The organism is Variovorax sp. GW821-FHT06D12 (assembly GCF_059419205.1).
The window spans coordinates 266611-287078 of the sequence record NZ_JBWKRI010000003.1 but is presented as its reverse complement, the minus strand read 5'-3'; the positions used below and the strand labels follow the sequence as shown (position 1 = coordinate 287078).

Below are 20468 nucleotides of genomic sequence, written 5' to 3'. Positions count from 1 at the left end.
TTCGGCCAATCAAGCAGGCTGCAAGCGGCTCAGAAACCGAGGCTTTCGAGCAGGTCGTCGACCTGCGCCTGGTCGGTCACGGCGTCGGGGTTGCCGGGCTTCACCTGCGGCCCGTTCTGCAGGCTCTGCACGGCCTCGTGGCGCTTCTCGGGCGGCGAGTTGTCGATCAGCACCTGCAGCAGCTGCGTCTCGACGTCGTTGACGACTTCCATCATCTTCTTGATGACCTGGCCCGTGAGGTCCTGGAAGTCCTGCGCCATCAGGATCTCCATGAGCTGCGTGTTGATGGCGCTGGCGCGCTGGGGCACGTCGTTCAGGTAGCCGCGCGTGTCCAGCACGAGCTCGCGCGCCTGGTCGAGTTCGATCGGGTTCTCGAACCACTGGTCCCAGCGCTGCGTCAGGGCCTTGGCGTCGGTGGCCAGGGCTTCCTGCAGCGGCTGCGCCACGTCGATGGCGTTGAGCGCGCGGTGCGCCGCCCGCTCGGTGGTGGCCGCCACGTAGTTGAGGCGGTCGCGCGCATCGGGAATGGCCTGCGCGGCCTTGGCCACCTGCTTGTCCAGGCCCAGCTCGCGCAGGCCTTCGCGCAATTGGCGCGTCAGGTGGCCGATGCGGCCCAGCAGTTCCTCGGTGGTGTTGTTGGTGGCGTCTGCAGCGCCGGGGGTGTCCTGGCTCATGCCTTGGCCAGCTTCTCGAAGATCTTGGTGATCTTCTCTTCCAGCGTCGCCGCGGTGAAGGGCTTCACCACGTAGCCGTTGGCGCCGGCCTGCGCGGCCGCGACGATGTTTTCCTTCTTGGCTTCGGCCGTGACCATCAGCACCGGCAGCGTCTTCAGCTCGGGGTCGGCGCGGATGGTCTGCAGCATGGTCAGGCCGTCCATGTTGGGCATGTTCCAGTCGGAGACCACGAAGCCGAAGCTGCCGCCGCGCAGCTTCTCCAGGCCGGCCACGCCGTCCTCGGCCTCGTCGACGTTGAGGAACTCCAGCTCCTTCAACAGGTTGCGCACGATGCGCCGCATGGTCGGGAAGTCATCCACCACCAGGATCTTGATGCTCTTGTCGATCACGATTTTTTCCAGCTCCACAGGTCGTTGTTCAAACTCGTCATACCCGGTTCGCACGTTCACCGAACGTGCGAAGGTGCGCCATCACGCGGCGACTGATCTCGTTCAGCGGCGACACCTCGTCCACCGCGCCCAGCGCCACCGCCTCGCGCGGCATGCCGAAGACCACGCAGCTGGCCTCGTCCTGCGCCAGCGTGTGCGCGCCCGCGCGCCGCATGCGCAGCAGGCCCTCGGCGCCGTCCTTGCCCATGCCGGTGAGGATGATCCCGATGGCGTTCTTGCCCGCGTGCTTGGCGGCCGAATCGAACAGCACGTCGATCGACGGCCGGTGGCGGTTCACGGGCGGCTCCTGGTCCAGGTGCGCCACGTAGTTGGCGCCGCTGCGCGCCAGCGACAGGTGAAAGCCGCCCGGCGCGATGTAGGCATGGCCCGGCAGCACGCGCTCGCCCTGCTCCGCCTCCTTCACGCGGATGCGGCACAGGCCGTCCAGGCGCTGCGCGAAGGAGCGCGTGAAGCCGGCCGGCATGTGCTGCGCGATGAGCACCGCGGGCGCATCGGGCGGCAGCGGCTGCAGCACCTCGCGGATGGCCTCGGTGCCGCCGGTGGAGGCGCCGATGATCAGCAGCTTCTCGGTGCTCAGCAGCGGGCTGCGCAGCAGCGCCTCGGGCGCGGCCTCGTGGGCGGTACGTGCCGCCGTGGCCGCTGGGCGCGCGGGCAGCAGCCGCGCGCTGGCGGCCGTGCGGATCTTGCCGGCGATGAGCTCGGTGTAGTTGAGCAGGCCGTCGCGCACGCCCAGGCGCGGCTTGGTCACGAAGTCGATGGCACCCAGCTCCAGCGCGCGCAGCGCGATCTCCGAGCCGCGCTCGGTGAGCGAGGACACCATGACCACGGGCATCGGCCGCAGGCGCATGAGCTTCTCGAGAAACTCCAGCCCGTCCATGCGCGGCATTTCCACGTCGAGCGTGAGCACGTCGGGGTTCGTCACCTTGATGAGGTCGCGCGCCACCAGCGGGTCGGCCGCGGTGCCGACCACGGTCATGTCGGGCTGGCTGTTGATGATCTCGCTCATCACGCTGCGGATCAGCGCCGAATCGTCGACGCAGAGCACCTTGATCTTTTTCTTGCTTGGCAGGCTCACCGGCTTCCTTTGGTTCTGTCGATCTCGTGCGGCGCGGCGGGCACCGACAGCCGGCGCAGCAGCTCGCCTTCGTCGCGGCGCACCCGCAGCACCTCGGTCTGCGCGCGCAGGCGGCGCACCACGGCCTTGCCGCTCTCGGGCAGGAAGCACACGCGGCGTGCGTGCGGCCCGCGCAGGTCCTGCGCCGCCACCTCGATGCGTTCCGCCTCCAGGTAGCGCAGCACGAAGTCGGCGTTGCGGTCGCCGATGTTGAGCGTGGTCATGCCGGCCAGCACGGCGCCGCCGCCGAACACCTTGGCCTGCAGCCGCTCGCGCCGCGCGCCCGCGCGCACCAGCTCGCGCACCAGCACGTCCATGGCGAAGGCGCCGTAGCGCATCGAGCCGCCACCGGGCTCGCCGTCGTCGGGCAGCATGAAGTGGTTCATGCCGGCCACGCCGGCCTGCGCGTCGTGCAGGCAGGCGGCCACGCAGGAGCCGAGCACGGTGCTCAGCACGGTGTGGTCGGTGGTCACGTAGTACTCGGAGGGCAGCAGCTTGACGGCCATGCGCCCGACATCGCGGTCGAAGTAGTGGTGGCTCGCCAGGCTCATGCGGTGCCCGGCGTGCGCGACAGCTCGTACACCGTCTGCCCCAGCGGGCGGAAGGCCGGGTTGACGAGCGAGGCGTTCTCGGAATGCCCGGCGAACAGCAGGCCGCCCGGCTTGAGCAGCGGCGCGAAGCGGTCGAGCACCTTCTTCTGCGTCGGCTTGTCGAAATAGATCATCACGTTGCGGCAGAAGATCGCGTCCACCGGCTCCTTCACCGACCAGGCGCTGTCCAGCAGGTTGACGCGCGAAAACTTCACCAGCGTGGCCACTTCGGGGCGCACGCGCACCTTGCCGGCATTGGTGCCGGTGCCCTTGTTGAAGAAGCGCCGCAGCCGCTCGGGCGAGAGGCGCCGCACCTGCTCGGTGGTGAAGACGCCGGTGGCGGCCTTGGCCAGCACCGCGGTGTCGATGTCGCTGGCGATCACGCGGGCCGAACCCGCGCGCTCGCCCAGCGCTTCCATCAGCGTGATGGCGATCGAGTACGGCTCCTCGCCCGTCGAGGCGGCGGCGCACCACACGGTGACCGGGCCCGGGCGCTTGCGCACATGGTCGGCCAGCGTGGGAAAGTGGTGCGCCTCGCGAAAGAACGAGGTCAGGTTGGTGGTGAGCGCGTTGATGAACAGCTGCCACTCGTCGCCGTCGTGGCGCGCCTCGAGCTGGTCCAGGTACGGCGCGAACGCCGGCAGCTGCAGCTCGCGCAGGCGCCGCGACAGCCGGCTGTACACCATCTGCCGCTTCTGCTCGCCCAGGGCGATGCCGGCGCGGCGATGGATGAGGGTCCGGATTCTGGAAAAGTCGTGGTCGGTAAAGTGGAACTCGGTCGTCACAGCCAGCCTGGAAGCGTGACTTTCAATGGTCACGGAAACCGCCGTTTCCAATCGGCCGATCAGACGCGCAAAAGCCTTGCATTTCCGGGGGTCAGGCGGGCGGCGCGGTCACGGCGGGGCCGGCGTCGAGCGCCCACACCAGCGCCGACAGCTGCGCGGCATTGACCTGCGCGGCGCTCAGGAAGAGCGCCTCCGACAGGCGCGCCGCGCGGCCGTCGTCGGTCTCGCAGCTTTCGGCCAGGGCCACGAAGGGGCCATAGACGCCGCTGCGCGACAGAATCGCCTGCTGCACGGCCTCGGTGAGCTGCACCTTGCGCAGCACGCCTTCCATCGGCACGCCCAGCAGCTGGTCGAGCAGCGAGAACATGCCCGCGACGAACAGGTTGTCGGCCTCACTGGGCGGCAGCATGCCCTGCCCCATCAGCTCGACGAAACGCCCGCGCAGGATGGCCTTCTTCATCATGAAGGGCGAGCTGACCTTGTTGCTGGTGGCCAGCAGCAGCGACAGCCAGCGGTACAGCGGCGAGTAGCCGAGCATGGCGACCGCATGGCGCAGCGAGTGAATCTCCACCGCCAGCCCGACCGAGGGCGAGTTGATGTAGCGCAGCAGCCGGTAGGTGAGCGCGGCGTCGTGCTTGAGCGCGCCCTCGATGGCGCGCACGTCCTCGTTGCGCAGGATCATCTGCATCAGGTGCACGATGAGCTGCGACTCGGGCTGCAGCGCATCGGCGCTGTCGCGCGCCGGCGGCAGGCGCACGGCGCCGTCGACGAACACTTGCACGCCGCGCGCGGCGCAGGCCTCGAACTCGGCCCAGCTCGCCACGCGCGCGGCGATGGGCGCCGGGCCGGTGGGCGACACGTCCGCCAGCAGGGAGGGCAACACCTCGCGGTGCGTGACGATGGCGCGCAGCTCGTCGTCGTCCGGCAGCGCGATGCCACCGCACAGCATGAAGCCGAAGCCCTGCTCGCGCAGGAACAGCAGGATGGAGCGCATGTCGGCGTCCATCAGCTCGTCGGCCTTCATGCACAGCACGACGTTGCGCGGCGGCAGCGACTGCAGCTCGCTCTGGAACAGCGCATCGACCGTGACGTCGACGAACACCATCTGCCCGCCCAGCAGCCAGCCGTGGCCGCCCGGGTTCAGGTGCAGGCCCAGCGTGTCCATGAGCGCCTTGACGCCAGCCGCCGCACCCGCGTCGGTGCCCTGCCCGGCCGCGCGCCAGGCCATGCGGTAGCCGACCACGCGGCGCTTGCCGTCGAGCAGCATGGCGTAGGCCACGTGGCCGTCGGCACCGACTGCGGGCGTGATGGCGGGCGTTGTGTCGGCTTGCGCGCCGTTGCCGTCGACGCCGGGGCGCCGGAAGAAATCGAACCTCATGCGGCCGTCCCTCGCGTCGGGCTCAGGAAGCCAACGCGTCGGTGCGGCGCGCCGCGCCCGCCAGGGCCGCCGCGCTGGCGGCCTGCGCGCGCTGGATGCGCGGCATCGCGCCCACGTCGACGATGAAGGCCACGCTGCCGTCGCCCACGATGGTGGCGGCCGAGATGCCCGGCACCTTGCGGTAGTTGGTCTCCAGGTTCTTCACCACCACCTGGTGCTGGCCGAGCAGCTCGTCGACCAGCAGCGCGAAGCGGCTGTCGTCGGCCTGCACGATCACCAGGATGCCCTGCGTGGGCTGCGTCTGCGCGCCGGCCACGTCGAACACGCGGTGCAGCTCGATGAGCGGCAGGTACTCGCCGCGCACGCGGATCACGTGGCCGTCGGCGGTGATGGAGTGCAGGTGCTCCGGCAGCGGCTGCAGCGACTCGATGACGTAGCTCAGCGGCAGGATGTAGGCCTCGCTGCCCACGCGCACCGACATGCCGTTGAGGATGGCCAGCGTGAGCGGCAGCACGATGCGCGTGGACGTGCCCTGGCCGCCGCGCGAATGAATCTCGACATGGCCGCCCATCTCCTGGATGTTGCGCTTGACCACGTCCATGCCCACGCCGCGCCCCGAAATGTCGGTGACCTGCTCGGCCGTGGAAAAGCCGGGCGCGAAGATCAGCTGCCACACCTCTTCGTCGGGCATGGCGTCGCTCACCGGCAGGCCCTGCTGGCGCGCCTTGTCGAGAATGCGCTCGCGGTTCAGGCCCGCGCCGTCGTCGCTCACCTCGATCACGATGTTGCCGCCGTGGTGCTGCGCCGACAGCAGCAGCTGGCCGGTGGCGTCCTTGCCCTTGGCCAGGCGCACCTCGGGGGCCTCGATGCCGTGGTCCAGGCTGTTGCGCACCAGGTGCGTGAGCGGATCGACGATGCGTTCGATGAGCCCCTTGTCGAGCTCGGTCTCCTTGCCGTAGGTGTCCAGGCGCACCTGCTTGCCGAGCTTGGCGCTCACGTCGCGGATCACGCGCGGAAAGCGGCTGAACACGTAGTCCATCGGCATCATGCGGATCGACATCACCGATTCCTGCAGGTCGCGCGCGTTGCGCTCCAGGTGGCCCAGGCCGCTCAGGAAGCGCTCGTAGGCCACGGGGTCGAGCACGGTCGCGGCCTGCGTGAGCATCGACTGCGTGATGACGAGCTCGCCCACGAGGTTGATGAGCTGGTCGACCTTTTCGACATCGACGCGGATGGAGCTGGATTCCTTGGCGCTGGCGGGCACGGGCGCGGCGGCGACCGGTGCTGGTGCGGCAGGTGGCTGCACGACCGGTGCTTCAACTGCGACCACAGGTTCGGCAACGTCGGCCACTTCGCGCGTGATGTCGATCTGCGATTCGTCGATGACGAAGCAGCACACGGCCACGATGTCGTCGGGGTCGCAGGTGGTCGCCAGCCGCACGGTCAGCTGGTCGTTGCTGCGCGTGCGCGTCAGCACGGTGCCCAGGTTGGCCAGCTCGCCGGCGAGCAGCTCGCACTCGCTGTCGGACAGGCGCGCGAAGCGCACGACCAGCACGCCGTCGCTGCTGCCGCCTTCCTCGGCCGGCGCAGCGGCTTGCACGACAGGCGCCGGTGCGGGCGCGGGTGCCGGCACCGGTGCGGCGGCGGCATTGTTCTCCATCGCCAGCTGCTGCAGCACGCCGCAGATGTGGGCGACCCTCTCGGCGTCCGGCTCCTTGCCGGCCTGGTAGGCGGTGAGTTGTTCTTGCAAGGCGTCCTTCGTTTCCAGAAAGGCATCGATCATCGGAGCGCTCAGGTGCAGCTGCCCGTGGCGGGCCCTGTCCAGCAGCGTTTCGAGCACGTGCGTGGTGTGGGTCAAGGCGGTGAAACCGAACGTGGCCGCGCCGCCCTTGATGGAGTGCGCCGCGCGGAAGATGGCGTTGAGCTGCTCGCCGTCGGGCGCCTCGACGTCGAGGTCGAGCAAGAGCTGCTCCATCTCCGCCAGCAGCTCGATGGCTTCGACGAAGAAGGCCTGGGTGAATTGACTGAGGTCCATCTGTGGTGCTCCGGGGCCCGCACTTTTGCGCGAGGCCGCTTCCTTGTTCTTGTTATCCCGCCGTGTGCCCTGCCGCCGTGCGCGCCTGCGCGGCCGGTGGCGGCAGGCCGATGCGCGTGGCGCCGGCGTCGTTGCTGTTCTCGCGCTCGATGCGCTCCTGCGTGCGGTGGTTCAGCAGGATGATGCTGATGCGGCGGTTGATGGGGTTGCGCGGGTCGGCGCGGTCCAGGTGCATGCTGTCGGCCAGGCCGATCACGCGCAGCACCTTGTCCTCGGTCATGCCGCCCGTGACCAGCTCGCGGCGCGAGGCGTTGGCGCGGTCGGCCGAGAGTTCCCAGTTGCCGTACGCGCGATCGTTGGTGTAGACGATGGCGTCGGTGTGGCCCGACAGCGTGAGCTTGTTGGGCAAGCCGTTGAGCACGGGCGCCAGCTCGCGAAGAATGGCGCGCATGTGCGGCACCACGCGGGCACTGGCCAGCTCGAACATCGGGCGGTTCTCGCTGTCCACGATCTGCAGACGCAGGCCTTCGGTGGTGATGTCGATGAGGATCTGCGAGCGGAACTGCTGGAACACCGGGCTCTTCTCGATCAGCTCGTCGAGCTTCTTCTTCATCTCGGCCAGGCGGCTGGCGTCGGCCGCGTCCTCGCTGTCGGCCTCGGTGTGGCGCACCTCGCCCTCGGCATGCATCACGTCGGCGCCCCCGCCGGGGATCATGCTGGTGCTCATGCTGCTCTTGTCGCCGCCGGCCAGCGCCACGCGCAGCGGCATGCGAAAGTGCTCGGCAATGCCTTCGCGCTGCTTGGGGCTGGAGATCGACAGCAGCCACATCACGAGGAAGAAGGCCATCATGGCCGTCATGAAGTCGGCGTAGGCGATCTTCCAGCCGCCGCCCGCATGGCCGCCGCCGTGCCCGCCGCCGTGGGCGCGCTTGATGATGATGCGGGGCTTCGCGTCGCTCATGGCCGTCGGGGAATCAGCGTGCCTTGACTTCGCGCACGTGGTCGTCCAGCTCGGTGAACGAGGGGCGCTCGGTCGAGAACAGCACCTTGCGGCCGAACTCCACAGCCAGCTGCGGCGCGTAGCCGTTCAGGCTGGCCAGCAGCGTGACCTTGGCGCACTGGTAGATCTTCATGCCCTCCTCGACCTTCTGCTCGATCAGCGAGGCCAGCGGAGACACGAAGCCATAAGCCAGCAGCACGCCCAGGAAGGTGCCGACCATGGCGTGTGCGATGAGCGCACCCATTTCCGACGGCGGCAGGTGGGCCGAGCCCAGCGCATGCACCACGCCCATCACGGCCGCGACGATGCCCAGCGCGGGCAGCGCGTCGCCCACGCGCGAGAGGCTGTGGCCGGGCACGGCCGCCTCGTGGCGGATGGTGTCGATCTCGTGGTCCATGAGGGCCTCGATCTCGTGGGCGTCGGTGTTGCCGCTGATGACCAGGCGCAGGTAGTCGCACAGGAACACGGTGATGCCCTCGTGCGCCAGGATGCTCGGGTAGCGGCCGAAGATCTCGCTTTGCTCCGGCGCTTCCACATCGGACTCGAGCTTCATCATGCCTTCCTTGCGGGCCTTGGCGAGCAGCTCGTACAGCAGCGCCAGCAGGTCCATGTAGAGCTGGCGGTTGTGCTTCGAGGAACGCAGCAGGAGCGGCAGCTCCCGGATGGTCGCCTTGATGGTCTTGCCGTTGTTGCCCGCGATGAACGCGCCGAGCGCGGAGCCGCCGATCATGAGCAACTCCACGGGCTGGAACAGCACGCCGAAATGCCCGCCCATGAGGCCGTAGCCGCCGAAGACGGCGCCGATCACCACCAGATATCCCACCAGTACCAGCACGCGCTTCCCCTATGCCCTGAGGCGTCCAAAACAAAAAACCCGCGCCGGGCGCCGGGGCACTTTCACGAGACGGCGCCGCCGATGTCGAGCACCGGGCCGCCGGCAATGAGGCCGCCGCGGCGCACCGGTTCGAGCTTGGGCTTGCGTGCCTTGCCCGCGCGCGAAGGCGGGCGGCACAGCACGCACACGTAGCCGTGCTTGTGGTCGTGGGCATGCGCCACGAAGTGGCCGCCGCAGCGGCTGCACGGGCTCAGCTGCAGCATGTCGCTGTCGAAGAAACGCACCATGGTCTCGGCGCGCGTGAAGTCGAGCACGACCTCGCTGCCCTGCGACTCGACCTGCTCGGCGTACAGGCGGTAGGCCTTGATGAGCGCGGGCAGCTCGCCCTCGCCGGCCTCGTCGCGCATGAAGCGGTAGATGTTGTAGAACATCGACGAGTGGATGTTGGCCAGCCAGGTCATGTACCAGTCGGTGGAGAACGGCAGCAGGCCCTTGGGCGGCGAGACGCCCTTGAGTTCCTTGTACAGGCGGATCAGGCGCTCGCGGCTGAGCGCGACCACGGCCTCCAGGAACTGCAGGCGCGCACCCAGGCCGATGAGCTCGACCGCGAGCTGCACCTGCCGGACCTCGCCCAGGATGCTCTTGGCAGTCATGCGCTGGCCGAACCTGCTTTGCGCATCTGCGGCTGGGCTTGGGCTTGGGCCTGGCGCGCGCTCATCAGGATCGACATGTGGGCCTGCTGCAGCGCGGGCTCCTTGCCCTCGCCGACCACCGCGAACATGGGCCGGTCGTCCAGGCGGAAGCTGCACAGCAGGAAGTTGGACGCGGCCAGCTTCACGATCTGGCTGAGCGACATGTTCATGAGCAGATCGGCCAGCTCGCGCCCCACGCCGAGACGGAACATGGCTTCCGCCCGGTCCCGCTTCACGAGCTTCTGCGCGAGCAGCATGTAGGCCAGATTGATCTCGCCGATTTCCTTCGAAATCACGCCGCCTGCGTTGACATTGCAATTTTCCACGTCTACTTCCATTTCCGATTCCATGTCGACTCCGCACGTCCATCCAACATGTATACATTATATACACACTTATTTACACTTCGAAGACAAAGTAGACCAAAAAGTAAAATGGTTTTGACGCGGTTTCCGATGGAAGGCTTCAGGCCTCCCTCTGGGGAAGCGGTTTCAGTCTTGGCACCGACGCGAGGTCACGGAGCGCAAGCAATTGTTACGAGCGTGCGTATTCCGGCAATTGGCAATCCCCTCGCCAATTGAATTTATAAAGACTATCGAACGCGACCGAGCGTTAATCGGCGGCTTTATTCAGGGTCTTTCAATAGGTCAATGACTTTCCATAGAACAACCGCCGATCAAGGCGCCGCAGCCTCGGCGCCGCCCTCCAGCCGGTGAATCCAGGCCATCACTTCCGCGACCGCCTGGTACAGCTGCGGCGGGATCTGGCGGTCGAGGTCGATCTGCATCAACAGCTTCACGAGATCGGCCGACGCATGCACGTAGAGCCCGTGCGCGCGCGCCTCGCGCAGGATCGATTCGGCCACCACGCCATAGCCCTTGGCGACGACGACGGGGGCCTTGCGCGTGTCCGCATGCGAGAGCACGACGGCGCTGTGGCGGTTGCGAAGGTCATCGGTCATGCCACCGCCTTCTCCGTGACCTGCAGCTGCTGCAGCTGAAGCCCGACCGCCTCGAAGCGTTGCGCGAGCCGGCCGGCGTCGCCGCGCAGGCGGGCCACGGTGGCGTGCTCGCGCGCCTGCAGCTGCGCCTGCACGGTCGGGCCGCTCAGGCTCAGGCGCAGGTCGACCTCGCCCAGGCGCGGCAGCACGAGCGACACGGTGGTCGACCAGCGGCGCGCGGCTTCTTCCTCGGCGGGTTCGCCTTTGCGTGCGCTTGGGTTGGCGGGCTCTTCCTCGATGGTCCACGCCATCGGCACCTCGGGCCAGGCGTGGCCGCTCCAGCGGAAGGCGGCACTGGCCAGCAGGTCGAGCTGCTGGTGCACGACGGTGACCGCTTGCGGATGGATCACTTCGGCGCTGCGCGGGGCCGGCGTGCTGGCGACGTCGGCCGCAGCGCGCGCGTGTTCTGCGATGCGGGGCGCGGGCATTTCCGGCGCGGCATCGGAGAGGCCGTAGGCCGCCTGCACGCGCGCCGCATCCGGTGCGGGCGCGGCGGCGGTTTCGCTGCGCGCAGTCCCACGCGCAGCTTGTGCGATCTCTGCTTGGGGCGCGTCGACCTGCGAGGCCTGCGCCTGAGCATTCGGCGCGGGCGGCGTTGCAACATCGACCGCAGCCAGCGCTGTCGCCGCAGCCACCACGCCCTGCCCTGCTGCCGTCATTGGTGTCGTCGCCACCATCACCGGACTCGCCCAGCGCGCCTGCGGCTCCCGCGCCATCTGCGCGAGCGTGCGCGTGCCGGCCGCGAATTCGGCGAGGTGCGATTCGTAGAAGAGCCCACTGTCCGCCACCGTCTGCGCCAGCGTGCCCGCGAGTGCCGCGGTGTTCGTGCCCTGGCGCGCGACGGGCAGCAGCAACGGCGCCTCGCCCCGCACCGGCCCCGGCGCGGCCTGCAGGTCGGCCAGCACCGCGCCGATCACGCGCGCGGCCAGCGACAGGCGGGTATCGATCGAAGGCGGCGCGCCGCCAGCGGGCGGCGCAGCCACCTCGCCACCGGACGCGCCCGAAGGCACCAGCCGGTCCAACGCCGCGCGCGACGGCAGGCGCACGTCGTTCGCGGTCTTCGGCACGGCCACCGCCGCACCGGGCGCGCCCACCGTGGTCTCGGGCCGCAGGCCGAGCAGGTCGAGCGGCGGCGTCAGGCGCGCGGCCCTCAGTGCGTCGATCAGTCCGGTGAGTCCCAGCATGGCCACGGTGGTGTTGTCCTGTGGTCGCGCGTCAGTGCGCGAGGCCGTAGGCCTTGCCCAGGTTCTTCTGGTGGTTGAGCGAATCCATGCGGCGGATCAGGTCGTCGAGTTGCGGCTTGATGAGTCCCGACAGCTCGGCCTGCTCGGTGCAGATGCGCTCGAGCAGGCGCAGCACCAGGTCGCGCTGCGCGGGCTCCAGCGACGCCAGCGGCTGGATCGCCTTCAGGCGCTCGACCGACGCCGAGCACCGCGCTTCCAGCTCGGGCAGTTGCCCCCATTCCTTGGCACGGGCCAGCGCCAGCATCGTCGAGATGCACGCGGCCAGCTGCTCGTAGCAATGGACGATCTCGCTGCGCACGGCCATCTGTTCCTGCCCCCAGGTCACGCTCTGCATCATCAGTTGGAAGGCCTGTCGTCGATCTCGCGCCAGGCGGACGCCAGGTGGTCGAGCAGGCGGTCGACCTCGTCCAGCGCCTGCACGTCGTTGCGCAGGTTGGCCAGCAGCAGGCGCTGCACCACGTAGTCGTACAGCGACGAGAGGTTGCCGACGATGTCGCCGCCGGCCTCGCCGGCCGCCTCGGCATCGAGGCTGGCCTTCAGGCCGTTGTCGACGATGTTGATGGCCTTCGAAATCGCCTGCCCCTTGGCGCCGATGTCACCGGCCGTCATGTGCAGGCGCGCCGCGCCGATGGCGGTCTTCGCGCCGTCGAACAGCATGTGGATCAGTTGCAGCGGCGATGCGCTCATGGCGCGCGTCTCCACACCGACGCGCGCGTAGACGCCGGCACCGGTGCGGGAGTGGTGAGAGCTGTACATGTCGCTTCCTGTCCTCAGCCCTTGCTGGCGTTCATCGCGTCGAACTGCTGCGCGAGGTATTTCAGCGTGCCGTTCATCTTGTTCATCGCCACGTCCAACTGCACGAACTGCTTGCGATAGCGCTCCACCGTCGCGTCCGCGCGCTCCTTCATCGCGGTGTACTGGGTGTCCAGCTGCTTGAGCGAGCTCGTGACGCCGTCGGTGGCGACCTTGAGCGCGCCCTTGGTGCCGGTGAGGTCGTCGACCAGCGCCGTCAGCTGCTTGCCGTAGCCGGCGGTGCTGCCGGTGCCGCTGGAGAACAGCTTCGCCACGCCCTCCAGGTTGGTGTCGATGGCCTTGTCGAGCTTGTCGTTGTCGATCGCCAGCGTGCCGTCCTTCTGGAACGAGATGCCGATGGACGTGAGCACCTTCAGGTCGTTCGGGCCGCCCACCTGCGGTGCGACCAGCGCCTGGCGGATGCGCGTCTGCAGGTTGCGCAAGGTCGAGTCGCCCACCAGCGGCGCGGCGGCCTTGGCGTCGGTGTCGAAGGCCGTGAGCGACTTCGCGGTGCTCTGCAGCGCGTTGTAGGCCTTCACGAAATCGGTGATGGCCGTCTTCACCGACGTCGTGTTGGCCTTCATCACCAGGCTGAGCTTGCCGGTCTGCACCAGCGTGAGCGTGGTGCCCTGGATGGCGTCGGTCACCGAGTTGCTCGTGCTGGTGACGGCGATGTTGTTGACGGTGAGCTTGGCGTTCTGCGCCGCGGCGGTCTGCTTCAGGTTCTGCGTGCCGGCGGGGTCGTTGCCCAGCAGGTTCTGCAGCGCGGCGTCGCCGTCCACCGAGATGCGCATGGCCGAGGCCTCGCCGGTCTGCGTGGAGGTGAGCACCAGCCGGTTGGGCGTGCCGCTGCCGTCGTTCACGATGGTGGCCGACACGCCCGCGTTGGCCGCGTTGATCGCATCGCGGATGCCGCCCAGCGTGTTGTTGGTCGCATCGATGGTGATCGGCTTGGCCGTGCGCGTCGCGTCCTTGTCGAAGGTGGCGCCGGTGTACTGGCCGGTCGCCGGGTCCAGCGTGCCGCCGGAAACCTTGCCGAAGTCGATGGTGATCTTGCCGCTGCCGATCGCGGCGGTAGTGCTGGCCTGCCCCTTCGCGATGACCGACTGCGCCTGCGCCAGCTGCGAGATGTCGATGGCATAGGTGCCGACCGAGCGCGGGTCGGTGCCGCTCGCCGCCAGGATGCCGCTCACGCTCGGTGTGCCGGTGATGGCCTGGAACAGCGCCGGGTCGCCCAGCTTCTTGGCAGCCGCCTGGATGCCGGTGAGCGCGCTTTGCAGCGTGCCGTAGGCCGAGAGCTTGCTGTTGTAGCTGGTCTGCTTGGCCTTCAGGGCCACCAGCGGCTGGTTCTCCGCGGTCTGCAGCTGGGTGAGCAATGCGCCCAGGTCAAGGTTGGCGCCAACGCCGATGCTGCTGATCGATGCCATGTCGGGGGTGTCCTGAAATGCGAATGAAATGAAGAGGTCTGGAGCGGGTCGTGATCAGGCTTGCTGGCTCACCAGAAGCCCGGCCTGCCGGTCCATGACCTTGGCGATGCGAACGACCTCTTCGGTCGGAATCTGGCGAATGACTTCGCCGTTGCTGCGGTCGACCACCTTGACGATGAGCTTGTCGGTGTCGCGGTCGACCTCGAACTGCAGGCTGATCGAGCGGCTTTCCAGCGAGGCGTTGACGGACTTCACCGCCATCTCGATCTGCACCGGTGTCGCCTCTTCGACCTCGGCCTCGGCCTTGCGCAGTGCGGTGGCCTCGGCGGCGGCCGCAGCGGCGCCGCCGGTGCGGCCGGCGAGCAGTTGCTGCAGCCAGGGGCTTTCCACGGCGGAGGCGGCGGGTACGGGCTGGGACATGGTCTGCGTTCTTCTTCTGGAGTTCGTTGTCCTGTGCGGCCTCGCCACCAGCGTGGCCGCACAGGACAACGCAGGCGGCTTCGGGTCGCCCCGAAGGCCTGCGAGCAAAAAAGCAAGACACCGGGCGCCGCCCTCGCGAGGGGCGCCCGGTGGTCTCAGCGAATCAACGCAGCAGCGACAGCACGCCTTGCGTGGTCTGGTTCGCCTGTGCCAGCACCGAGGTACCGGCTTGCTGCAGGATCTGCGCGCGCGTCATGTTCGACACTTCCACGGCGTAGTCCGAGTCTTCGATGCGCGAACGCGACGACGACAGGTTGGTGATGGTGGTGCCGAGGTTGGCGATCACCGAGTCGAAACGGTTCTGCACCGCACCCAGCGAGGAGCGCAGCTTGTCGACCTTGGACAGGGCGGCGTCCAGGGCCTTGAGCGGGTCGACCGTCGAGGTCTTGCCGCTGCGGGCGTTCAGCGTGAAGGCGCCAGCCTTGGCCGAATCGGCGTAGACCGCATTGCCAGCGCCGTCGGTCACTGCGCCGTTGCTGTGCACGCTGTAGGTCGACACGGTGGTGAGCGAGTTGCCGAGCGAGCCGTCGGCGCCCACGTAGGCGCCAGCAACCGTGCCGCCAGCAGTGATCGTGACACCTGCCACGCCGCCGATGGTCGATGCCAACACGGCGGTACCAGCACCCGCGGCCAGCTTGTCGTTCAGCGCAGCGGCCGAGATTTCGTCGCCGGTCACGTCGAAGTTGGCTGCACCGGCAGTGGCCGTGTAGGTGGTGCCGCCGACCTTGATGGTGCCGCCCGTGCCGGCAGCAGCCGCCATGCTGGTGGTCAGGCTGGTCAGCGTGGCTGCCGTACCCGTACCGCCTGCGTTGTTCTGCGTCAGGTTGCCAGCCGTGTCCACCCACAGCGCGGAGCCGTCGGTCGCCGTGATGGTGCCAGCGCTGTCGATCTTCACGTCCAGCGAGTTGCCGCCGATGGTGACCGTGGCGGTCTTGCTCGCGCCCGCTGCGGGCTGGAGCGAAGCGATCGTGGCAGCGTTCGTGCGACCCGTTTCACCGAAGGTGAAGGCGGACTTCGCAGCGTTGTAGGTGTAGGTGGAACCTGCGGTGACGACCGAGTCGCCCGCCTTGGCGCCCGCCAGCAGCTGGCTGCGCGTGGCCAGCGTGTTGGTGGCCGTGACGTCGTACTTCTGCGTGCCGTTGACCGGTGCGCCGTTGGCGACAGCGCCAGCCAGCGTCAGGTCGTCCTTGGTGGCGGCCTTGTTCAGCGTGCCCGTGCCGTTCACGTTGAAGCTTTCCAGACCCAGGGTCTTGGCGCTGATTTCCTGCAGGTCGATGTCGATGGTTTCGCCATCGTTCGCACCCACTTGCACCGTCAGCTTGCCGGCGTTGGCCGACAGGACCTTCACGCCGTTGAACTGGGTCTGCTCCGACACGCGGTTGATTTCGTCCAGGCGCTGGCCGATTTCCGACTGGATCGAGTCCAGGTCGGTGGCCGAGTTGGTGCCGGTGGCGGCTTGCACCGACAGGTCGCGGATGCGCTGCAGGTTGTTGTTGACTTCGGTCAGCGCGCCTTCGGTGGTCTGCGCGATCGAGATGCCGTCGTTGGCGTTGCGCGCGGCTTGCGTCAGGCCCTTGATGTTGGCGGTGAAGCGGTTGGCGATGGCCTGGCCGGCGGCGTCGTCCTTGGCGCTGTTGATGCGCATGCCGGAAGACAGGCGCTCGATGGCCGTGTTCAGGGCCGATTGCGACTTGTTGAGGTTGTTCTGCGTGAGAAGAGAAAGGCTGTTCGTATTGATGACTTGCGCCATGTTCGACTCCTGATTGACAAAAGGTTGTGGACTCCGGCCATCGGCCGTAACGCTGGACCCGCTTCCACGGTGAGACTCAAGCCATCGTTGAAGGGGATATCGGCGGGTGTCCGCAAACCTTTAGGGCCGCAACGAAAAAAGTTCTACGTTGCCGCCCCCTGCCTCGTCATGCCTGCATGCTCATGATTTCCTGGTAGGCCGTCACCAGCCGGTTGCGCACCTGCAGCCCGGTCTGGAACGCCACGTCGGCCTTCTGCAGGTCGACCATCACGTCGTTGAGCGCCACGCCGGGCTTGCCCAGCTCGAAGGATTCGGCCTGCGCATAGGCCTGCTGCTGCGCACCGCTGATGTTGGCGAGCGAGCGCTGCAGCTCGGCCGCGAAGCCGCCCGCGCCGGCCGGCGCAGTCGTCGTGGGCCCCATGCCGCTGGCGAGCGCGGTGGCGCGCATCTGCTGCAGGACGGATTCGATGGCATTGATGGACATGGGGAAAAGTTCACTTCCAGCTGACTTGACACGGAGCGCGCGAGCGCTCCAACCGGCAGGCAGCGTATCAAGGGAAGACCCCCATTCAAACGCGCAACTGAGGGCAAAACCCCCGGCTGTTCGACCGATCGAATTCCCCATCGCCTGCTGACAATCGTTCGCGAAACCACAGGCCGCGCACGACGTCGCCGGCCACCGGCATGACATCCCAACACCGAATTCCCTCTCTCACACCGGCGCCGGCCCCGCGCGGCGCAACGGCCCCGGCGAAGGCGCGCCGATGAGCACGGCCGCGCCCACGGGCGGCCTGACGGCGGGCGCCAACGGCCTGCCCCCGATGCTGGAGCGCATGCGCGCGCAGCCCCGACTGCCGCTGATCCTTGGCGCCGCGGCGCTGGCGACGGTGGCGGCCGCTTTCTTCCTGTGGAGCCGCGGGCCCGACTACAAGGTGCTCTACACCAACGTGTCGGACCGCGACGGCGGCGCGATCATCGCGTCGCTGCAGCAGATGAACGTGCCCTACAAGTTCGCCGAGGGCGGCGGCGCGATCCTGATCGCGGGCGACAAGGTCGCCGAGACGCGGCTGAAGCTCGCGGCCCAGGGCCTGCCCAAGGCCGGCGGCGTGGGCTTCGAACTGATGGACAACCAGAAGTTCGGCACCAGCCAGTTCGCCGAACAGGTCAACTACCAGCGCGGGCTCGAGGGCGAGCTGGCGCGCTCCATCGAATCGATCGGCAGCATCGAGGCCGCGCGCGTGCACCTGGCGCTGCCCAAGCCGTCGCTGTTCGTGCGCGACCAGAAGAAGCCCTCGGCCTCGGTGGTGCTCACGCTGATGCGCGGGCGCAGCATCGACGAAGGCCAGGTGAGCGCCATCGTGCACATGGTGTCTAGCAGCGTGCCCGACCTGGACGCCAAGAGCGTCACGGTGGTCGACCAGCGCGGCAACCTGCTGTCGTCGGCGCGCGGCACCAGCCAGGGGCTGGACGTGAGCCAGCTCAAGTACGCGCAGGAGATCGAGCAGGGCTACGTGCGCCGCATCGAAGCCATTCTTCAGCCGCTGGTGGGCGCGAGCAACGTGCGCGCGCAGGTCGCGGCCGAGATCGACTTCTCGGTGGTGGAGCACACCGACGAGAAATACCGGCCCAACCAGGACCCGGCGCAGGCCGCGATCCGCAGCCAGCAGTCGAGCGAATCGGCGCAGCACAACGGTGCGCCACCGGGCGGCGTGCCGGGCGCGCTATCGAACCAGCCGCCGGTGAACCCGACGGCGCCGATCACCGCGCCCAAGCCGCCGAATGCGCCGGGCGCACCGAACACGCCGAACGCATCACCCACCGCCGCACCGGCTGGCCCGAGCAACACGCGCAAGGACGTCACGACCAACTACGAGCTCGACCGCACCATCCGCCACGTGCAGCAGGCCGCCGGCGGCGTGAAGCGCCTGTCGGTCGCCGTGGTGGTGAACCACCGCGACACGGTCGATGCCGCCGGCAAGACCAGCGCCCGCGCGCTCGCGCCGGCCGAGCTGGAGCAGATCCGCAACCTCGCCAAGGAAGCGATGGGCTTCAGCCAGGAACGCGGCGACTCGCTCAACGTGGTCAACAGCGCCTTCGCCCGCGATGGCGAGAGCGACGCCGCCCCCGCGCCCGACGTGCCGTTCTGGCGCGACCGCGACACCCTCGCGTTCGGCAAGACGCTGGTCCCCTACCTGCTCATCGGCCTGCTCGCGCTGTTCGCCTGGTTCGCCGTGGGGCGCCCGCTGATGCGCCGGCACCTGGCCGCGCAGCCGCCCGCGCAACCCGTGGCCGATGCAACAGCCGTGGCCCCCACCGGCACGGCCCCGGCCGAGCCCGAAGAAACACTGCAGCAGCGCGAGTCCGCACGCCAGAAGGCCGACATGGACTACGCCCAGCAGACCGCCGACAAGGACCCCAAGCTCGTGGCCGCCCTGATCCAGCACTGGATGCACACCGATGACTAGCAGCGAAGCAGGCACCCGCAAGAGCGCCATCCTGCTCATGGCGCTGGGCGAAGACCGCGCCGCCGCCGCGCTGCACCTGCTGCCCACCTCCGAGGTGCAGGCGCTGGGCCTGGCCATGTCCAAGCTGAGCGCGGTGTCGCGCGACGAGCTGGCCTCGGTGCTGGCCGAGTTCCGCCAGGAGACCGAGCAGCTGTCGGCGCTGCACCTGGGCTCGACCAGCTACATCCGCGCCGTGCTCAAGAAGGCGCTGGGCGACGACCGCGCGAGCAACCTGCTCGAAGACATCCTGCAGCCCGACGAGCCGCACGGCGGCATCGAGCGCCTGAACGAACTCGAGGCCGGCGAGGTGGCCGAGCTCATCCGCGACGAGCACCCGCAGATCCTTGCGACGCTCTTGGTGCACCTGGACCGCATGAAGGCGTCGGAGGTGCTCGAGAAGCTGCCCGCGCGCCTGCGCCACGACGTGATCATGCGCGTGGCCACCTTCGGCGGCGTGCAGCCTTCGGCGCTGAACGAGCTCACCGAGGTGCTGACCGAGATGCTCGCGGGCCAGGGCCTGCGCCGCAGCCGCCTGGGCGGCGTGCGCACCGCGGCCGAGATCGTCAACCTGATGAGCACCACGGTGGAAGAAGAAGCCATTGCCCATGTGCGCGAGCAGGACGAGGCGCTGGCCCAGCGCATCGTCGACGAGATGTTCGTGTTCGAGAACCTGCTGGGCCTGGAAGACCGCAGCATCCAGCGCCTGCTCAAGGACATCGAGAGCGACTCGCTCATCATCGCGCTCAAGGGCGCGCCGCTGGAGCTGCGCGACAAGTTCCTCAGCAACATGTCGCAGCGCGCGGCCGAGACGCTGCGCGAGGACATGGAGCTGCGCGGTCCCGTGCGCGTGTCGCAGGTCGAGACCGAACAGAAGGCCATCCTGCAGGTCGCCCGCCGCCTGGCGGACGCCGGCGAGATCGTGATCGCGGCGCCTGGCACCGATGACTTCGTCTGACCCCGGCGCCTTCGGCGCCTCCAACAGTTCGCGCGAGCGCCTCGCCGCCATCCACGCGGCCGCGCGCCAGGCCGGTGCCGGCACCCCGGCGCTGTCGGCGTGGGAGCGCTGGGAGATGGGCACGCTCGATGGCAAGGCGCCGTCGGGCACGGCGCTCTCGCGTCACACGGCGCAGCGCCCTTCTCCACCGCCTGCGCCTCCCGCGCCCAAGGTCGACCTCGCCGAGCTGGCCCGCATCCGCAAGGAGGCGCGCGCCGCGGGCGAAGCCGAGGGCCGCGCCGCCGGGCTGGCCGAAGGCCGCCAGGTCGGCCACACCGAAGGCCTGGCCACCGGCCTCGCCGCCGCCAGCGTGCACGCCGAACGCCTGCGCGCGCTCGCCCGCTCGCTGCCCGAAGCGCTGCGCGGCGCCGAAGCCGAACTGGCCGAGACCGTGCTCGCGCTCGCACTCGACGTGGCGCGCCAGGTGGTGCACCGCACCTACCAGGCCGAGCCCGAGTGGGTGCTTCCGCTGGTGCGCGACCTGCTGCACGCCGAACCCGCGCTGCGCGGCGAACCGCGCCTGCTGCTGCACCCCGACGACATCGCGCTGGTGAAGAACAGCCTGGGCAGCGAGATCGAGGCGGCCGGCTGGCAGCTGCGCGCCGACGACAGCCTGGCGCGTGGCGGCTGCCGCGTGCAGTCGGCCACCGGCGAGCTGGACGCCAGCCTGGCCACGCGCTGGGAGCGTGTGGGTGCGGCGCTGCGTGGCGACGCTTCCTGAGCCG

22 protein-coding genes are annotated in these 20468 nt (G+C 68.8%); 3 read left to right on the top strand and 19 right to left on the bottom strand.

The features are described 5' to 3' along the window. Positions 1-29: 29 nt before the first annotated feature. The 19 genes from cheZ to fliE form a co-directional block, all read right to left on the bottom strand. Positions 30-674, bottom strand: a complete 645-nt coding sequence (cheZ, locus tag AC07SQ_RS12090; protein WP_095744087.1) for a protein phosphatase CheZ — start codon at positions 672-674, stop codon at positions 30-32. Continuing rightward, positions 671-1063: a chemotaxis response regulator CheY gene (gene cheY / locus AC07SQ_RS12085; RefSeq protein WP_056582361.1), complete on the bottom strand. Its 393-nt coding sequence runs from the start codon at positions 1061-1063 to the stop codon at positions 671-673. Before cheY ends, cheZ begins: the two co-directional genes overlap by 4 nt. A gap of 37 nt (positions 1064-1100) precedes the next feature. After that, positions 1101-2192 carry a protein-glutamate methylesterase/protein-glutamine glutaminase gene (locus tag AC07SQ_RS12080; RefSeq protein WP_495271233.1) on the bottom strand — a complete coding sequence of 364 codons (1092 nt, stop codon included), beginning with the start codon at positions 2190-2192 and terminating at the stop codon, positions 1101-1103. A 2-nt stretch (positions 2193-2194) separates the two neighbouring features. Further along, positions 2195-2788 carry a chemoreceptor glutamine deamidase CheD gene (gene cheD, locus AC07SQ_RS12075; protein ID WP_062469392.1) on the bottom strand — a complete coding sequence of 198 codons (594 nt, stop codon included), beginning with the start codon at positions 2786-2788 and terminating at the stop codon, positions 2195-2197. Beyond that, a complete protein-coding gene (locus tag AC07SQ_RS12070) occupies positions 2785-3645 on the bottom strand; it encodes a CheR family methyltransferase (protein ID WP_223301367.1) in 861 nt (286 codons plus the stop codon). Before AC07SQ_RS12070 ends, cheD begins: the two co-directional genes overlap by 4 nt. A gap of 58 nt (positions 3646-3703) precedes the next feature. Further along, positions 3704-4990 carry an EAL and HDOD domain-containing protein gene (locus AC07SQ_RS12065; RefSeq protein ID WP_495271089.1) on the bottom strand — a complete coding sequence of 429 codons (1287 nt, stop codon included), beginning with the start codon at positions 4988-4990 and terminating at the stop codon, positions 3704-3706. A 22-nt stretch (positions 4991-5012) separates the two neighbouring features. After that, a complete protein-coding gene (gene cheA, locus AC07SQ_RS12060; RefSeq protein WP_495271090.1) occupies positions 5013-7025 on the bottom strand; it encodes a chemotaxis protein CheA in 2013 nt (670 codons plus the stop codon). Positions 7026-7077: 52 nt separating this feature from the next. Next, positions 7078-7986, bottom strand: a complete 909-nt coding sequence (gene motB, locus AC07SQ_RS12055; protein WP_139700362.1) for a flagellar motor protein MotB — start codon at positions 7984-7986, stop codon at positions 7078-7080. Positions 7987-7999: 13 nt separating this feature from the next. Further along, positions 8000-8860 carry a flagellar motor stator protein MotA gene (gene motA, locus AC07SQ_RS12050; RefSeq protein WP_495271091.1) on the bottom strand — a complete coding sequence of 287 codons (861 nt, stop codon included), beginning with the start codon at positions 8858-8860 and terminating at the stop codon, positions 8000-8002. A 62-nt stretch (positions 8861-8922) separates the two neighbouring features. Further along, entirely contained in the window at positions 8923-9513 is a 591-nt protein-coding gene (flhC, locus tag AC07SQ_RS12045) for a flagellar transcriptional regulator FlhC (RefSeq protein ID WP_070061562.1), read from the bottom strand. Beyond that, positions 9510-9878, bottom strand: coding sequence for a flagellar transcriptional regulator FlhD (flhD, locus tag AC07SQ_RS12040; protein ID WP_370680118.1), 369 nt, complete (start codon positions 9876-9878; stop codon positions 9510-9512). Before flhD ends, flhC begins: the two co-directional genes overlap by 4 nt. 350 nt (positions 9879-10228) lie before the next feature. Further along, positions 10229-10513, bottom strand: coding sequence for an EscU/YscU/HrcU family type III secretion system export apparatus switch protein (locus tag AC07SQ_RS12035; protein WP_062469365.1), 285 nt, complete (start codon positions 10511-10513; stop codon positions 10229-10231). Beyond that, entirely contained in the window at positions 10510-11736 is a 1227-nt protein-coding gene (fliK, locus tag AC07SQ_RS12030; RefSeq protein WP_495271234.1) for a flagellar hook-length control protein FliK, read from the bottom strand. Before fliK ends, AC07SQ_RS12035 begins: the two co-directional genes overlap by 4 nt. 31 nt (positions 11737-11767) lie before the next feature. Further along, positions 11768-12133 (bottom strand): flagellar protein FliT, encoded by a 366-nt coding sequence (locus AC07SQ_RS12025; RefSeq protein WP_223301366.1) that lies wholly within the window; start codon positions 12131-12133, stop codon positions 11768-11770. Further along, positions 12133-12552 carry a flagellar export chaperone FliS gene (gene fliS / locus AC07SQ_RS12020; protein WP_495271092.1) on the bottom strand — a complete coding sequence of 140 codons (420 nt, stop codon included), beginning with the start codon at positions 12550-12552 and terminating at the stop codon, positions 12133-12135. The genes AC07SQ_RS12025 and fliS overlap by 1 nt, the downstream gene beginning before the upstream one ends. Before the next feature lie 14 nt (positions 12553-12566). Then, a complete protein-coding gene (gene fliD / locus AC07SQ_RS12015; protein ID WP_495271093.1) occupies positions 12567-14015 on the bottom strand; it encodes a flagellar filament capping protein FliD in 1449 nt (482 codons plus the stop codon). Positions 14016-14069: 54 nt separating this feature from the next. After that, complete coding sequence (locus AC07SQ_RS12010) at positions 14070-14435, bottom strand: flagellar protein FlaG (protein WP_139700351.1); 366 nt, start codon at positions 14433-14435, stop codon at positions 14070-14072. Positions 14436-14598: 163 nt separating this feature from the next. Continuing rightward, entirely contained in the window at positions 14599-16245 is a 1647-nt protein-coding gene (locus AC07SQ_RS12005; RefSeq protein ID WP_095744079.1) for a flagellin N-terminal helical domain-containing protein, read from the bottom strand. 166 nt (positions 16246-16411) lie between these two features. Continuing rightward, positions 16412-16729 carry a flagellar hook-basal body complex protein FliE gene (fliE, locus tag AC07SQ_RS12000; protein WP_495271094.1) on the bottom strand — a complete coding sequence of 106 codons (318 nt, stop codon included), beginning with the start codon at positions 16727-16729 and terminating at the stop codon, positions 16412-16414. A gap of 280 nt (positions 16730-17009) precedes the next feature. Between fliE and fliF the strand changes: the two genes are divergently transcribed. The 3 genes from fliF to fliH are packed head-to-tail and all read left to right on the top strand — an operon-like array spanning position 17010 to position 20464. Beyond that, a complete protein-coding gene (gene fliF / locus AC07SQ_RS11995) occupies positions 17010-18710 on the top strand; it encodes a flagellar basal-body MS-ring/collar protein FliF (RefSeq protein ID WP_495271095.1) in 1701 nt (566 codons plus the stop codon). Further along, positions 18703-19704, top strand: a complete 1002-nt coding sequence (fliG, locus tag AC07SQ_RS11990) for a flagellar motor switch protein FliG (RefSeq protein ID WP_062469343.1) — start codon at positions 18703-18705, stop codon at positions 19702-19704. Before fliF ends, fliG begins: the two co-directional genes overlap by 8 nt. Then, on the top strand, positions 19691-20464 hold the full coding sequence (gene fliH, locus AC07SQ_RS11985) for a flagellar assembly protein FliH (RefSeq protein WP_495271096.1): 774 nt from the start codon (positions 19691-19693) through the stop codon (positions 20462-20464). The genes fliG and fliH overlap by 14 nt, the downstream gene beginning before the upstream one ends. The last annotated feature ends 4 nt before the right edge of the window (positions 20465-20468 follow it).